13 protein-coding genes are annotated in these 14,172 nt (G+C 71.9%); 3 read left to right on the top strand and 10 right to left on the bottom strand.

The annotated features are described in order from the left end of the window. Window positions 1-252 precede the first annotated feature (252 nt). The 7 genes from ABEB12_RS36495 to ABEB12_RS36525 all read right to left on the bottom strand — a co-directional run bounded on the left by ABEB12_RS36495 (window position 253) and on the right by ABEB12_RS36525 (window position 6,789). Entirely contained in the window at window positions 253-609 is a 357-nt protein-coding gene (locus tag ABEB12_RS36495) for an MmcQ/YjbR family DNA-binding protein (RefSeq protein ID WP_185066308.1), read from the bottom strand. Continuing rightward, window positions 606-1,061, bottom strand: a complete 456-nt coding sequence (locus tag ABEB12_RS36500; RefSeq protein ID WP_185066309.1) for a TIGR03618 family F420-dependent PPOX class oxidoreductase — start codon at window positions 1,059-1,061, stop codon at window positions 606-608. Before ABEB12_RS36500 ends, ABEB12_RS36495 begins: the two co-directional genes overlap by 4 nt. A gap of 4 nt (window positions 1,062-1,065) precedes the next feature. Next, a complete protein-coding gene (locus ABEB12_RS36505; RefSeq protein ID WP_221499050.1) occupies window positions 1,066-2,118 on the bottom strand; it encodes a nitronate monooxygenase in 1,053 nt (350 codons plus the stop codon). Then, window positions 2,115-3,296: a cytochrome P450 gene (locus ABEB12_RS36510; protein WP_185066310.1), complete on the bottom strand. Its 1,182-nt coding sequence runs from the start codon at window positions 3,294-3,296 to the stop codon at window positions 2,115-2,117. The genes ABEB12_RS36505 and ABEB12_RS36510 overlap by 4 nt, the downstream gene beginning before the upstream one ends. After that, entirely contained in the window at window positions 3,293-4,807 is a 1,515-nt protein-coding gene (locus tag ABEB12_RS36515; protein WP_185066311.1) for an AMP-binding protein, read from the bottom strand. Before ABEB12_RS36515 ends, ABEB12_RS36510 begins: the two co-directional genes overlap by 4 nt. After that, a complete protein-coding gene (locus ABEB12_RS36520) occupies window positions 4,807-5,919 on the bottom strand; it encodes an epimerase (RefSeq protein ID WP_185066312.1) in 1,113 nt (370 codons plus the stop codon). Before ABEB12_RS36520 ends, ABEB12_RS36515 begins: the two co-directional genes overlap by 1 nt. Window positions 5,920-5,985: 66 nt before the next feature. Then, window positions 5,986-6,789 (bottom strand): nuclear transport factor 2 family protein, encoded by an 804-nt coding sequence (locus tag ABEB12_RS36525; RefSeq protein ID WP_185066313.1) that lies wholly within the window; start codon window positions 6,787-6,789, stop codon window positions 5,986-5,988. A 63-nt stretch (window positions 6,790-6,852) separates the two neighbouring features. Here ABEB12_RS36525 and ABEB12_RS36530 point away from each other — a divergent pair, with 63 nt between their 5' ends. Next, entirely contained in the window at window positions 6,853-7,809 is a 957-nt protein-coding gene (locus ABEB12_RS36530) for a WYL domain-containing protein (protein ID WP_185066314.1), read from the top strand. 24 nt (window positions 7,810-7,833) lie between these two features. Here the strand turns inward: ABEB12_RS36530 and ABEB12_RS36535 are convergent, their stop codons facing one another. Beyond that, complete coding sequence (locus ABEB12_RS36535) at window positions 7,834-10,158, bottom strand: transketolase-like TK C-terminal-containing protein (protein WP_185066315.1); 2,325 nt, start codon at window positions 10,156-10,158, stop codon at window positions 7,834-7,836. 121 nt (window positions 10,159-10,279) lie between these two features. Here ABEB12_RS36535 and ABEB12_RS36540 point away from each other — a divergent pair, with 121 nt between their 5' ends. Beyond that, on the top strand, window positions 10,280-10,768 hold the full coding sequence (locus ABEB12_RS36540; RefSeq protein WP_185066316.1) for an Lrp/AsnC ligand binding domain-containing protein: 489 nt from the start codon (window positions 10,280-10,282) through the stop codon (window positions 10,766-10,768). A 9-nt stretch (window positions 10,769-10,777) separates the two neighbouring features. Here ABEB12_RS36540 and ABEB12_RS36545 read toward each other — a convergent pair whose 3' ends face one another. Then, entirely contained in the window at window positions 10,778-11,008 is a 231-nt protein-coding gene (locus ABEB12_RS36545; protein WP_185066317.1) for a hypothetical protein, read from the bottom strand. Window positions 11,009-11,320: 312 nt separating this feature from the next. Between ABEB12_RS36545 and ABEB12_RS36550 the strand changes: the two genes are divergently transcribed. Then, the gene (locus ABEB12_RS36550; protein WP_185066318.1) at window positions 11,321-11,725 is read left to right on the top strand and encodes a hypothetical protein; all 405 of its coding nucleotides are present in this window, start codon (window positions 11,321-11,323) and stop codon (window positions 11,723-11,725) included. An 83-nt stretch (window positions 11,726-11,808) separates the two neighbouring features. On the opposite strand, the gene ABEB12_RS36555 is transcribed toward ABEB12_RS36550, so the two are convergent. Next, the gene (locus tag ABEB12_RS36555; protein WP_185066319.1) at window positions 11,809-13,728 is read right to left on the bottom strand and encodes an ABC transporter permease; all 1,920 of its coding nucleotides are present in this window, start codon (window positions 13,726-13,728) and stop codon (window positions 11,809-11,811) included. Window positions 13,729-14,172 lie beyond the last annotated feature (444 nt).

Raw genomic sequence — 14,172 nt, forward strand, 5'->3', positions numbered from 1 at the left:
TATGTTTCGCCTGGTCAGTGACATGTCCTCGGCAGCAATGGCATAACGTGGAAATACGCGACACTCAGCGGCCTGGTCAGCCTTCTTGCAACCTCCCGGGGACGAAGATCGTCATGACCGCAGGTATCCCCGGGCGGCTCGAGCACACCGAAATGTCGCGTATTTCCACGCAGAGCCATAGTGTGCTGGGCCGGGTTAGGACAACTCTCAGGCTGGGATGACGCCCGGGGGATCGCCGAGCCGCCGCGCCGGTCAGTCGCCGACGGGCAACCGCTCCCGCACAGCTCGGGGCAGTTTGGCGACGACCAGGTCGTAGGAGTGGTCGACCATCCAGCGCAGCTCGTCGTCGATGGTGCCGTCCAGCTCGACGGTGTTCCAGTGCCGCTTGTCCTGGTGGTAACCGGGCTTCACCGCCGCATGGGACGCCCGCAGCTCCAGGGCCAGCGCGGGGTCGCACTTGAGGTTGACGGTGGCCGGCGAGCCCTCCAGCGGAACCAGCGCGAACATCTTGCCGCCGACCTTGAACACCATCACGTGGTCGCCGAACGGATAGGTCTCCACCGCGCCCGGCAGGCTGGCGCACAGCTCGAGCACCTCCGAGCGGTTCATCCGGCCGACGGGTTGGTGTACGCGCGGCGGGGGATCACGAGCACGGCGGCCCGGCGCTCCTCCCGCATCACCCGGTCGAAGGTGTCCCAGTCGTCGTGGCTGCCACCGGCCGCGCGGAACACGGTCCGCAGCAGCTGGCGGAGCGCCTCGGCGTCCACCGAGGGGTGCGGGTCGTCCGGGCCGATGATCTCGGCGTCCCCCTCCACGGCCGCCCAGCGCCAGCCCGCGCGCACGACCACCGTGGTGCGCGGGTCGGCGCGCAGGTGGTGCAGCTTTCGGGACCCGCCGGCGGTGACGAAACCGACCACGGCGCCCGCGCTCACCGGGTGGTCCAGCACCCCGGCGTTGACCACCGAGGACTGCGCTCCCCCATCGGCTCTCAGCGTGCTGACCACGCACAGGCCGTGGTCGAGCGGAACCAGTTCGGCGAACGCGGCGAGATCGGTGGCCATGCGGTCAGTGTGTCACTCCGGCGCCGTGCGGCGCGAGCAGCTCGGGGGCGGTCGCGCCCGCCAACCCGAGCAGCGAAGAAGCCTCGGTGACGATCCGGGTGACCAGCTCGGCGACGGTGGGCATGTCGTCGAGCGCGGCGGCCACCTGGCCACCGGGGAGCAGCCCGTTCTCGATGTCGCCCTCCCGCATGGCCCGCCGCATCTCGCCCTCCTCCCAGGCCTGGAACTCGTCCGGGGACATCCGCGCCAGCGCATCCGGGAGTCGCGAAAGGCCCGGGTTCTTCAGGCCCCGGCACGGCGCGTACACCCCCTGGAACACGGCGTCGCCCCACTCCGGGGTGTCCACCACCCGCTGCTTGAACCGCTGGTGCCACTCGTGCTCGACGGTGGCGATGAACCGGGTACCCATGGCGATCCCGGCCGCCCCCATGGCCAGCATGGCGGCCAGCCCGCGCCCGTCGCACAGCCCGCCGGACACCAGCACCGGGCAGTCCAGCCGCCCGATCACCTGGGGCGCCAGCACCATGGTGTGCACGCCGTTCACGTGCGTGTGCCCGCCCATCTCGTAGCCGGACGCGATGATCACGTCGGTGCCCGCCGCGCGGGCCTTCAACGCGTGCCGGACCGAACCCACCTTGGCCTGGTGGATCAGCCCGGCCGCCTGGATCCGGGAGATGAACTCCCCCGGGTAACCCGCCGACGTGGTCAGCGCAACCAGCTGGGAACCGACCCGGCCACCGTCCCGCTTGGCGGCGATCGCCTCGTCGATGCAGGTCTCGCTGACCAGCAGCAGCTCCCCGGTCTCCACCCGGCCGACCGGCACGTTCACCGCGAACGGACGGTCGGTGTGCTCGGCCACGTACTCGATCGCCGCCCGGAACCGGGTGCGCAGCGAGCTCTCCGAGGTCTCCACGATGCTCGGGCTGCTCACCGTGCCCAGCCCGCCCGCCTTGCTCACCGCCGCCGCCAGCACGGTGGTCGGCTGCGGGCCCATGCCGTCCTGCACGATCGGGTAGTCGATGCCGGTCAGGTCCCGGTACCGCTGCCAGGCGCTCACGAGCTCACCTTCTTGAACCGGACCGGAATGCTCTCCGGGCAGTTGGCGATGCCGGGTTTCCACACGATGTCCTCCGGTGCACAGTCCAGTTCGAGCCGGGTCACGCGCGCCAGCAGTTCCTCGAACGCGATGGCGATCTGCACCCGGCCGAGGTGCGCCCCGATGCACCGGTGAATGCCCAGCCCGAACCCGGCGTTGCCGCCGCGCGGCGGGTCGAACCGCAGGCACGAGCCGTCGGGGAACTTCGCGTCGTCCCGGTTGGCCGAGTCGAACCGGATCAGCACCCGGTCGCCGGCCTTCATCTCGACACCGCCGACGCGGACGTCCCGGGTCACGTTCCGCGCGAAGGTGGCCACCGGGGACTGCAACCGGATGAACTCGTCCATGTCCTGGCGCACCCACCTCGGGTCGCGCACCCGCGACTCCAGCTCCGGGTTCAGCGCCAGTTGCATGGCGATGTGCCCGATGGCCGACTTGGTGGTGTCCAGGCCGCCCAGGAAGATCACGTTCAGCGAGCCGAGCGCCTCGTCCTCGGGCACCGGCCGCCCGTCGATCTCCCCGGTGACCAGTGCGCGCAGCACCCCGTCGCGCTCCGGCGGGTGGTCCTGCGCGGCGGCCAGGTACTCGGCGGAGAGCATCGCCAGGTCGAAGAACGACTCCGGGGTGCCCTCCTCGGTGACCCGGTCCACCACCTCGATGGCCCGGGCCATCTTCTCCGGGTCGTCCTCGTCGAAGACCATCCGGGCCAGCGTGCGGGACACGAACGGCCCGGCGTACTGGTTGATCACGTCCACCCGGCCGTCATCGATCCAGCCGTCGATGATGTCCCGGCAGTTGCGCCGCATCTCGTCGGAGTAGCGCAGCGCGAAGGTGCGGGAGAACACCGGGTTCAGCAGCTTGCGCAGGCCGGTGTGCATCGGCGGGTCGGCGTCCAGCGGGCCCAGCCGTACCGGGGTCGGCGCCGGCGAACCCTGCACCGAGGAGAACGTCTCCCAGTCCTCCAGGATTCGCCGCATGTCCTCGTACCGGGTGATCAACCAGAATCCGGTGCCCGCCTCGGTGCGCACGATCGGGCAGTGCTCCCGGGCGTAGGCGAACGCGTCGTACTTCCATTCCTCGTGCGCCGGGTCGAACAGGTCGAACTGGCGCAGCAATGCCGGGTAGTCCCGTTCCGTCATGACCCGTACTTCCTTCGCAGGACGTCCTTCACGACCTTCCCGGAGCCGTTGCGCTCCAGGGCCTCCACGCACACCACGCCGTGCGGAAGCTTGAACCGGGCGAGCTTGCCGGCGGCAAACTCGGCCAACGCCGCGACCGTCGGTTCCGGTGCGCCCGGGCGCGGTACGACGACCGCGCGGCCCACCTCGCCCCATTTCGGGTCCGGCACCCCGATCACGGCGATCTCCGCCACGTCCGGGTGGCCGACCAGCACGTCCTCCACCTCGGCGGCGAACACGTTCTCCCCGCCGGACTTGTACATGTCCTTGAGCCGGCCGGTGACGTAGCAGAAGCCGTCGGCGTCCATCCGCAGCGCGTCCCCGGAGCGGAACCAACCGCCGGGCTCGAACGACTCCGCCGGGTCCCGCCCCCAGTAGCCCGGGGTGATGCTCGGGCCGCGCACCCAGGCCTCGCCGACCGCGCCCTCCGGCACGTCCCGGCCGGACTCGTCCACCAGCCGCAGCTGGGTGTGCCGGACCGGGAAGCCGCAGGAACCGATCTTGCCCGCAGCGCTTCCCCGGGTCATGGAGGTGACCGAAGGCCCCATCTCGGTGGCGCCGTAGCTGGGCAGCAGCGGCACACCGCGTTCCGCGTAGGCCCCGGCCAGCTCCGCCTCCAGGTAACCGCCGCCGAGCTGGCCGTAGCGCAGGCCGGAGAAGTCGGCCCGGTCGAACCCGGGCAACCCGGACATCATCAGGTACATCACCGGCGCACCGGAGAAGTGCGTCACGCCTGGTTCACTCAGCGCGGCCAGCGTGGCTTCCGGGTCGAACCCGGCCGCCACCCGCACGCAGCCGCCGCCGAGCAGCATCGGGTTGGTTACCCCGTTCAGCCCGCCGGCGTGGAACAGCGGCAATGCGGCCAGGTGCCGGTCCCCCTCGCCGGTGACCCGGGCCGGGCCGGCCATGTTCACCGCGTTCCACACCAGCGTGCCGAAGGTGATGATCGCCGCCTTGGGCCGGCCGGTGGTGCCGGAGGTGTACAACAGCTGCGCCGGTTGGTCGAGCGTGTTGTCGTGCGCGGCGGGCGCCCGCTCGGCGGTGTCCAGGGCGGCGTCCAGGTCGTGTTCGGCGCCGGGTGTTCCCCAGCTGGCTCTGGCCGGCACCGCCAGGGCGTGGGCCTTCTCCGCCCAGGCGGCGTCGTGCACCAGCGCGGCCGGCGCGCAGTCGGCGACGCACAGCTCCAGCTCGGCCACGCTCAGCCGCCAGCTCAACGGTACGAAGATCGCGCCGATCCGCCAGCAGGCGAACTGCAGCTCGAGCAGCCGGGTGTCGTTGTGCGCCAGCGCGGCAACGCGGTCACCCCGGCGCACCCCCAACCGGTCGGCCAGCACCCGGGCCAACCGGGCCACCCGGTCCTCGGTGGCCCGCCAGGTCCACGCCCGCCCGGTGGCCGCGTCCTCCAGGGCGGGCGCGTCGGGATGGTGGCGGGCGTTGTAGGCCACCCAGTCGGTCGCGGGAGCGGGCCGCATCAGCGGCCGCGTTCGTCGCGGGCCAACGCCGGCGCCTTGGGGTGCGGCATCGGGTGGGCGGTCGGCGGCGCCTGGTCCGGGGCCTCCGCGCGGACCCGCTCCACGGCCGCCGCGTAGGCGGTGATCAGCCGGTCCTCCATGGCGTAGTCGAACTTCGCCGGGTACATCGGGTACTCCTCGGCGGTGACCGGATGGGCCAGGAACCAGTCCACCGCCTCCCGCATCGCTTCTTCGGCGCCGACCACCTGGCGGTAGCCCAGCTCGTGGCGCGCCTTGGTGGCGTCCAGCAGCATGTGCGGGCGGCCGGTCGGCGGGTACAGCTCGACCAGCGCGGAGGGTGCCATCACCGAGGGGATGCCGACGAAGTCCAGCTCCGCGCCGAGCAGCCCGGCCACCGTCTCGGCCCACTGCCGGATGGAGAACTGGTCGTCGTCGGCCGCGTTGTACACCTGCCCGTCCGCCACCTCCGGCTGGTCCACGATCTTCAGCAGCAACTCGGCCGCGTTGCGCGCGGCGCAGCGGGAGATGATGCCCAGCCCGTCGTCGGGCAGGATCATCTGCCGCCGGCCGTCCAGCACCCGCTTGATCACCGACCACTCCCACGGCACCAGGCTGCGCGGCCCGTAGATCGCCGGGAAGCGCACGTAGGAGGCCCGGTACGCGCCGCTCGCCCGGTGCCCGAACACCGCCCGCTCGGCGGCGATGATCGGGCGGGCGAACTTCGGCACGTGGTCCGACTCGTCCGAGCACGGGCCGTCCTCGCGGGCGTTCACCCGCATGCCGAACGGGGTGTTCCGGTCCGGCTCCAGGCAGCCCCGGTACGCCGGCACCCCACCCACGCCGACCAGGTGGCCGGTGCGCCCGGCGAACACCTCGGCGATCACCTTCACCCGGCCGTACATGGCCAGCACCACGTCGAACGTCTCACCGCCGACCGCCTCGGCGAGGCTCTCCGCGAAGTGCGGGTCGGCGTGGATGTGCACCACGTCCGGCAGTCCCTCCGGCTCGTGCACGCCCCGGTGCAGCACCCGCACCTCGTGCCCACGCCCGACCAGCCCGCGCACCACGTCCACCCCGGTCGACCCGGTGCCGCCGATCACCAGTGCGCGCACGCCGGCCTCCTCGCCCTCACTTTAAATGGCATGTTCGCCATATAGTCGCACGGAAGCCGGCCGCTGTCACCCCCCGAACGCCTCCACCACGGCCAGGCTGTCCTCGTAGACGTGGTATCTGGTGATCAAGCCGCCGGATACCGTCAGGTGCAGGGCGAAGGCCATGTCGAACCGCCGGCCGGTGCGCGCCACCAACTGATCGCTGCGGCCGAAGAGGACCGCGTTGTCCCCGTCGAACAGCATCCGGTCCACCCGGACCCGCCCCTTGTCCGGCGGGCACACCGACCGGAACACCCGGAAGTGGTCGGCCACCTCGGCCCGGGTGGCACGCGGGCGGATCCAGTCCACCAGCGGGTGCTCGGCCACCGGCCAGGACACCGACCAGTCCACCTCCGGCGCGTACAGCTCGACCAGCCGGTCGACGTCGGGCCCGCCGATGCGGCGGAGGAACTCCTCGACGGCGGCGCGGGTCCCCGGGTTCGCCCCGGTGGCCACCGCGGGCGCCGGCGCCTCGGCGAACTGGTGGTCGGCCAGCACCTGGCCCGCACCGTCCAACCGCAGCACGATGAAACCCGTCCAGGCGACCGGGCCGCCGGCCGCCGGCACCATGTACACGGAGAAGCGCACCAGGTCGTGATGCCCGACCGCGTCCCCGGCGCAGCGGAACTCGAACCCGCCGTCCCGGACGAACTGTTCGTACGCCTCGGCGACCCGGACGGTCAGCTCGGCCTGGCCGCTGAAGGTGCGCTCCTCCAGGTACTGCACGGCGTCCGGCGCCCAGAGCGCGGCCACCTCTTTCTCCCGCACCCCCGGGTCGGGCTCGTTCCACACCGCCACGTACCGGTTCACCAACTGCTCGATATCGGTCATGCCCGAACGCTAAGCCCGCTTCCCTGACACCTTTCGTCAGTGGAGTTGGGCAGACTCGAAGACATGCGCGCGAGCCGCCTGGTGTCCGTCCTGTTGCTGCTGCAGAACCGGCAACGGCTGACCGCCCGGCAACTGGCCGAGGAGCTGGAGGTGTCCGTCCGCACCATCTACCGGGACGTCGAGTCGCTCATCGCGGCCGGCGTGCCGGTGGTCGGCGAGCCGGGCCACGACGGGGGCTACCGCCTGCTCGGCGGGTACCGGACCAGGCTCACCGGCCTCACCGCGGCGGAGGCGGAGACGCTGCTCCTCACCGGCCTGCCCGGGGTCGCCTCGGAGCTCGGCGTGGGCCCGCTGCTCGCCGCCACCCGCCTCAAGCTGCTCGCCGCGCTCCCCGCCGAGCTGCGCGAGCGCGCGGGCCAACTGGCCGACTGCTTCCACCTGGACGCCCCCGGCTGGTACCGCGACCGCGAGCACGTGCCCCGCCTGGCCGAGCTGGCCGAAGCGGTCTGGCAACGCCGGCCGGTCCGGCTGCGCTACCTGCGCTGGGCCCAGCCGCACGAGATCGAGCGCACCGTCCGGCCGCTCGGCCTGGTGGTCAAGGCCGGCACCTGGTACCTGGTCGCCCAGGCCGAGCGGATCCGCACCTACCGGGTCTCCCGGATCCTCGAGCTGGCGGTATTGGACGACACCTTCGACCGCCCGACCGGCTTCGACCTCGCCGCCTACTGGACCGACTACCTCGACCAGTTCGACCGCCGCCGCCACCGGGCCACCGCCAAACTCCGCGTCACCCCCGGCGCACTCACCCACCTGCCCGGCGCGAGCGTCCTCTCCACGACCCCCGACGGCCGGCACGAGGTAGAACTGCCCATCGAATCCGTCGAATGGGCCGTCCCCGAGCTCCTACGCCTCGGCGGCGATGTGGAGGTACTCGCCCCGGACGACCTGCGCGCCGCCATGACCAAGGCAGCCACCGAACTCGCCTCGCTCTACCCCGTCGAAGGAGCACAACGTGAATGACATCGTGCAAACCGGTAGCCGGAGTTAGGCGACTACGTCCAGGGCGGCGCGGATGATGCTGTCGGTGTCGATGCCGTGGTAGCGGTAGACCTCGTCCAACGAGCCGGACTGGCCGAACCCGGTCACCCCGAGCGGCACGTGCGGCACCTGGTGCACGCCGGCCAGGAACGCCAGTGTGTGCGGGTGGCCGTCGAGCACGGTGACCAGCGGGGCGGCCCGGTCCGCCGGGAAGGCCTGGTCCAGGATCCAGCTCGGCGCGTCGCCCTGGCCCCGGCGCGAGCGCAGGGCGCGGAAGAGCAGGTCCGGGCTGGTCACGCAGACCACCTCGGTGGCCACCCCGACCTGGTCCAGCCGGTCGGCGGCTTGCAGCGCCTCGGTGACCATGGCGCCCATCGCGGCGATGGTCACCTTGGGGGCCGCCGAACCCCGGCGCAGCGGGTACGCCCCGGCCACCACCTGGCGGCGGCGCCGCTCCCGGGCGGCGGGGTCGGCCGGCACGGCGGCCAGTGACTGGTCCACCGGGCGGGTGGACAGGCGCAGGTAGGCCGACTCGCCGTCCGGCCGGCCGAGCTGGGCCAGCGCGGCGAGCAGCGTCCACTCCACGTCGATGGCGAACGCCGGCTCGTAGCTGACGCAGCCGGGCTGCTCGATGCCGATGGACGGCGTGGTGATCGACTGGTGCGCGCCGCCCTCCGGCGCCAGGGTGACCCCGGACGGGGTGCCGACCAGGATGGACTGCCCGCCGGCGTACATGCCGAACGACCACGGCTCCAGCGCCCGCTCCACGAACGGGTCGTACATCACGCCGATGGGTAGCAGCGGTTCGGCCCACCGGCTCCAGGTGGCGCCGAGCTCGCCGAGCAGCCCGACCAGGTTGGTCTCCGCGATACCCAGCTCGATGTGCTGGCCGGCCGGGTTCTCCCGCCAGTGCAGGATCGTCTCGGCGTCGTCGGCGAACCAGTCGCGGCGCTCGGTGGCCGACCAGACGCCCACCTTGTTCACCCAGCCGCCCAGGTTGGTGGTCGAGCTGACGTCCGGGCTGACCGTGACCACCCGCCGGGCCGCTTCCGGCGCGCTCCGGGTCAGGTCCAGCAGCGCCCGGCCGAGGGCGGCCTGGGTGGTGGCGGTTCCGGTGGGGGCCGGCCGGCCGATGTCCTCCGGCAGGGCCGGGGGTCCCACCGGCGAGACGGGTTCCCGGTGCAGCCGGGCGGCCACCTCGCTACACAGCGACGCGGCCGCGCTGCCGGCCGGGAAGCCCAGCCACGGCCGGTCCGGATCGGCGCCGACCTCGCCGGCCAGCGTGCGCATCTGCTCGTCGGTGAGCAGTGAGGAGTGGTTCTGCGGGTGGCCCTGGGTGGGCAGCCGGTAGCCCTTGACGGTGTAGGCGAAGATCACCGTCGGGCGCGAGTCGTCGATCTCGGCGAACGCGTGGTCCAGCGCGTCCAGGTCGTGCCCGCCCAGGTTGCGGATGGCGTCCAGCAGCGTTGCGTCGTCCAGGTCGTCGATCAGCGCCCTAACGGCCTCGGGTTCCTCCCCGGGCAACCGCTCGCGCAGCTCGGCGGCGGTGCAGCGGAGCAGCCGCTGGTACTCGGGGTTGCTCATCGCGTCGATCCGGTGCCGCAGCGCGGCGCCGCCGGGGCGGACGAACAGCTCCTCCAGCAGCCGGCCGTACTTCAGCGTGAGCACCTGCCAGCCGGCCGCGCCGAACATCCCGGCCAACCGCTCGGCGGCGATGTTCGGCACCACCCGGTCCAGCGACTGGCGGTTCAGGTCGACGATCCACACCAGCTCGCCGAGCTCGGCCACCGCCGGGTCCAGGATCGCCTCCCAGATCGCGCCCTCGTCCAGCTCGGCGTCGCCGACCAGCGAGAACTGCCGGCCGCCGCCGGTCTTCGCGCCCACCGTGCTGCGCAGGTAGCGCCGCGACAGCGCGCCCCAGATCGGTGCGGTCGCGCCGATACCGACCGAGCCGGTCGAGTAGTCCACCGGGTCCGGGTCCTTGGACCGGCTCGGGTAGCTCTGCAGGCCGCCGAACTCGCGCAGCGTGGTGAGGTACCGCTCGTCCAGCTCGCCGAGCAGGTAGTTGATCGCGTGCAGCACCGGCGAGGCGTGCGGCTTGACCGACACCCGGTCCCCCGGCGCGAGATGCCGGAACCACAGCGAGGTCATGATCGACACCATCGACGCGCAGGAGGCCTGGTGTCCGCCCACCTTCAGGCCCGACGGGTTGGGCCGCACCCGGTTGGCATGGTGCACGATCGCGCTGGAGAGCCAGAGCGCCCGGCGTTCGATCTCGCCGAGTGTGCCGATCTCGGCGGCCGCGTCTCGGGGCCGGGCGGTGCTGGTCATGACGTTGCTCCACTCGCTGCGCTGGGCAGAATGATGCTCCATTGCATCAGTCATGGCCGGTCTGCTCAAATGAGACCGAGAAGATTGAGCAAAGTGCTCGCTTCAAGCGGGTTCGTGGGCGATGGAGGCGGGCACCCTGCGCAAGGTCGACCGGATCGACGTCACGGACGCCCGGCTGCTGCGGGCACTGGTGGAGCAGCCGAGGGCAACCGCGGTGGCGCTGGCCGAGCGCCTGGGCCTCTCCCGGAACACCGCCGCCGCGCGGCTGGCCCGGCTGGAACAACGGGGCGCGCTGGACTCCTTCGAGCAGCGGATCAACCCGGCCGCACTGGGCTACCCGCTCACCGCGTTCGTCACCACCCGGGTCACGCAGCGGCGGCTGGACGAGGTGAGCGCCGCGCTGGCGGAGATCCCCGAGGTGCTGAGCGTGCAGGGCATCACCGGTCAGACCGACCTGATGGTGCGCGTGGTGGCCGCCGACGCCGACGACCTCTACCGGATCGCCGGCCAGATCCTGGCCATCGAGTGGGTGGAGCGCACCGACACCGCGCTGGTCATGCGCGAGCTGGTGCCGTACCGCATCGGACCGCTGCTGCGCCGCATCGGCTGACTCGAGCGCTCAGGCGGCGAACCAGTTCCGCTGCTCGACGTAGTGCACCGGAATCGGCCGCTGCTCGTGCGGCGCGGTGCCCTCCAGCGGGCGGATCGAGTCGAGCGTGCTCGGAGCCCAGTCGCGGACGTCCCCGAACTCCTGGCACATCTCCTGATAGATGTCCGGGTGGCTGGGCGCCGAAACGCTCGCGTCCACCCAGCCCGACCACGTGGTCAGTTCGTCGAAGAGCGGCGTCATCGGATCCATTTCAACCCCCCGGTCTGGACAGCTTGTACGTCGGTTAGTTCGCCGGGGGCCGCCGACACCGTTACATCTCGGTGACCTTGTCACCTGGTCAGGTGGCCGGCCGCATGCGTTGACTCCGAACGCTAAGGGCAGCTAAAGTCGTTCCAGCTCGGCACAGGTGTCGGTGTGAACACGACCACCCTCACCGCCCCGAGCGCTCAGGGTCTCGGTGTGACTACGCCGCGGAGGCCAGGTTTCATCCACATGTTTCCTGGTCGTGCCCGCGTGCGCGCGGGCCGTCCCCGTACGTCTGGACATGCTCCGATGCCACCGATCAAGCAGTATCCGCTGGTCAGGTTCGTCGCTGACGGACTGCGAGAAACGATCAAGTCGTTCATCACCGATGAACTGCCGCTGTACCGCCTTTCCTGGGAACTGCACACCCGCATCGAGTCGTTGGCCGAGGTCGCCGACGGCCGCTCGCTGGCCCGGTTGCGCTCCTGGCAGCGCTACGTCGAGGCGCTCGACACCGTGCTGCGCGAGACCGGCCGCGAGGGCCTCACCGCCGCCGAGGAACACACCCTCGGCGAGGCGCTGCGCGCGCTTCGCGGCACGCTCGACGAACTCGACCCGCCCAACCGCACCTCGGCCGCGCCACGTCCGCTGCCGACCCCCCGGGCGCCGATCTCGGCTGACGTAAGCCGGGAAGGGATGGCAGCCAGCGCCTGAAATCGCACGTCAGAGTAGGTAACGGCCCCGGGCGCGGCCAGCGAACCGCCCCATGGCCCCGCCCGGGTCCGTACCTATTCGAACTACTCGAACCGCAGCGCCTGGATCGGCCGCATCAGGGCCGCCCGGCGGGCCGGATATCCGCCGGCCAGCAGCCCGATCAGCAGGCTCACCCCGAAAGCCACCAGCACCGGCTGCCAGGTGAGCATCGGCACCGGCAGCTCCTCGTCGATGCCCAGCATCACCGACTCACCGAGCTTCGCCAGGCCGATGCCGAACACCACCCCGACCAACCCGCCCAGTGCGGTCAGCAGCACCGCCTCGGACAGGAACTGCCGCATGATGGCCGTGGTCGTCGCCCCGACGGCCTTCCGGATGCCGATCTCCCGGGTCCGCTCGGTGACCGAGACCAGCATGATGTTGGCGACCCCGACACCCCCCACGAACAGGGAGATCGCCCCGACCGCGACGATGAAGATGGCCAGGAAGTCGATGTAGCGGGTGGACTCGCGGAGCAGCTCGGTGAACGTCTTCACGTTGAAGTCCCGGCCCGACGGCGTGCGCACGCGGTGCTGGGCGTCCAGGACGGCGGTCGCCTCGGCGGCGAGGGCGTCCACCGTCCTCGCGTCGGTCGACTTCAGGATGACCTGGTCCACCTTGCCGTTCTCGTTGCCCACCAGGTAGGCCCGTGACGTGCCGAAAGGCACGATCGCGGCGTTGTCGTTCTGCCCGTCCGGCTTGAGCACGCCGACCACCCGGAACACGCTCTGGGCCAGGCGGATCCGCTGCCCGACCACCTTCTCGCTCGGGTAGGAGGAGCCGTAGAGCAGGTTGATGGCCTCCTCGCCGAGCACGACCACCCGCTCGTCGTTCTCGATCTGCTTGGCGGTGAGCCAGGAACCAGCGGTGATCTTGCGGTCGATCATCTCCAGGTAGTTCTCCGTGGCCCCGATCAGCGTGGCCTTCGCCTTCCGCTGGCCGGCGGCCGTCACCACCGTGGCCACCATGGCCGGGGAGACCGCGGTGACGTGCGGAACCTTGCGCGGGTCGGACAGCTCGGCCACGTCCGCGTCGGTCAGGTGCTGCGGCACCCCGCCGTCCGGCACCTGCCCCTTCGCCGGCGTGATGGTGACCTGGTTGGCCAGCTTGGCGAACTCCCGGTCGAAGTTCACCCGCATCCCGTTGCCCATCGCCATCAGCACGATCACCGACATGACGCCGGCGATGATCCCCACGGCGGTGAGCAGTGAGCGCAGCCGGTTGTTGGTCAGGCTGTGCAGCGCCGCGCCCAGCGCCTCCCGCAGCTGCCCGGCCTGCACACCCAGGCTCGACCTCGTCGGGACGGCCCTGCTGACCAGCGCGAACGCCACTCTCGGGTCGGTCGTCGCCGACTTTTGGGGCCGGCTTCGGGCGGGGCGCCGCTCCCCCGGCCAGGCCGGTTGGGGCGGGTACGGCGGCCGTGCCGGGTACGAACGCCCTGGTAGGACGGCACGAGTCGGCTCGGTCCGGGCCGGTGGCACCGGACGGGCCGGGGGTTCCGAACGGTAGGACGAGGGCCAGAGCCACTCCGGGTGCGAGGGCAGCGGCGCCAGGGCGTCGTCGGTACGCGGCGGGAGCGTCACGGTGGCCCCGAACGGCCGGCGCGCCACGCGACGCCACCAACCGGGCCGGGGCTCCGGGACCAGCCGTCGATAACCGCTGGCTCTCGGGATCCGCACGGTCGGCGGCTCCGGCTCGTCCGGCCCGCCGCCGTCCACCGTCGTGGTCGCTGTGGTGGTAGTCGTTGCCGCGGTTGTGACCGCGGCTGCCGACGGCGCCGCAACCCGGACCGGTGCCGCCTGACCCGCGGGTTTGGTACTCGGAGCGTGCGTAGTCGTGATCGTGGTGGCCCGCCGCTGCCGGCGCGCGAGCTTGCGGTGACCCGCGCTGCAGTAGCGGCGGGGGTCGTCCTCCGGGATCGGGTTGTCGCAGCCGGCCAGGCCGCACACCTTGGCGCCGCTCACCGACGCCACCCCCCGTCGACCGCTGGTTCCGGAGTGGCCACTGAGGTCTTCGTGGCCGGGGGTACAACTGGGCTCTCCGTGGCCACCGGGGCGGCTGCAGCCGCCGAGGCTTCCGTGGCCACCGGGGCCTTCGTGCGCACCGAGGCGTCCGTGGCCACGGATGTCCGCGTGGCCACCGGGACCTCGGCCGCCGTGGCCACCGGAGTGGCCCCGGTCACGGCCAGCCGGCCAACCCGGGCGGTGGCCGGGGCGGACGTGGCCGCGGCGCCGCGGCCCGGGGTCTCCGCCGGGCGTCCCCAGCCGTGTCCAGCGGCCGTGGGCATGGCCATCCTGGCCGGGGTCACCGGGGCGTGTCCGGTCGACCGCGGCCGCTCGTCGAGAGGGGTCCGGAATATTGACGGCGCGTGCATGACGGCTCCCGCGTCCGCGCGTCGCCGGTGCGCG

Source organism: Actinospineispora eucalypti (assembly GCF_039543365.1).
GTDB classification, from domain to species: Bacteria; Actinomycetota; Actinomycetes; order Mycobacteriales; family Pseudonocardiaceae; genus Pseudonocardia; species Pseudonocardia eucalypti.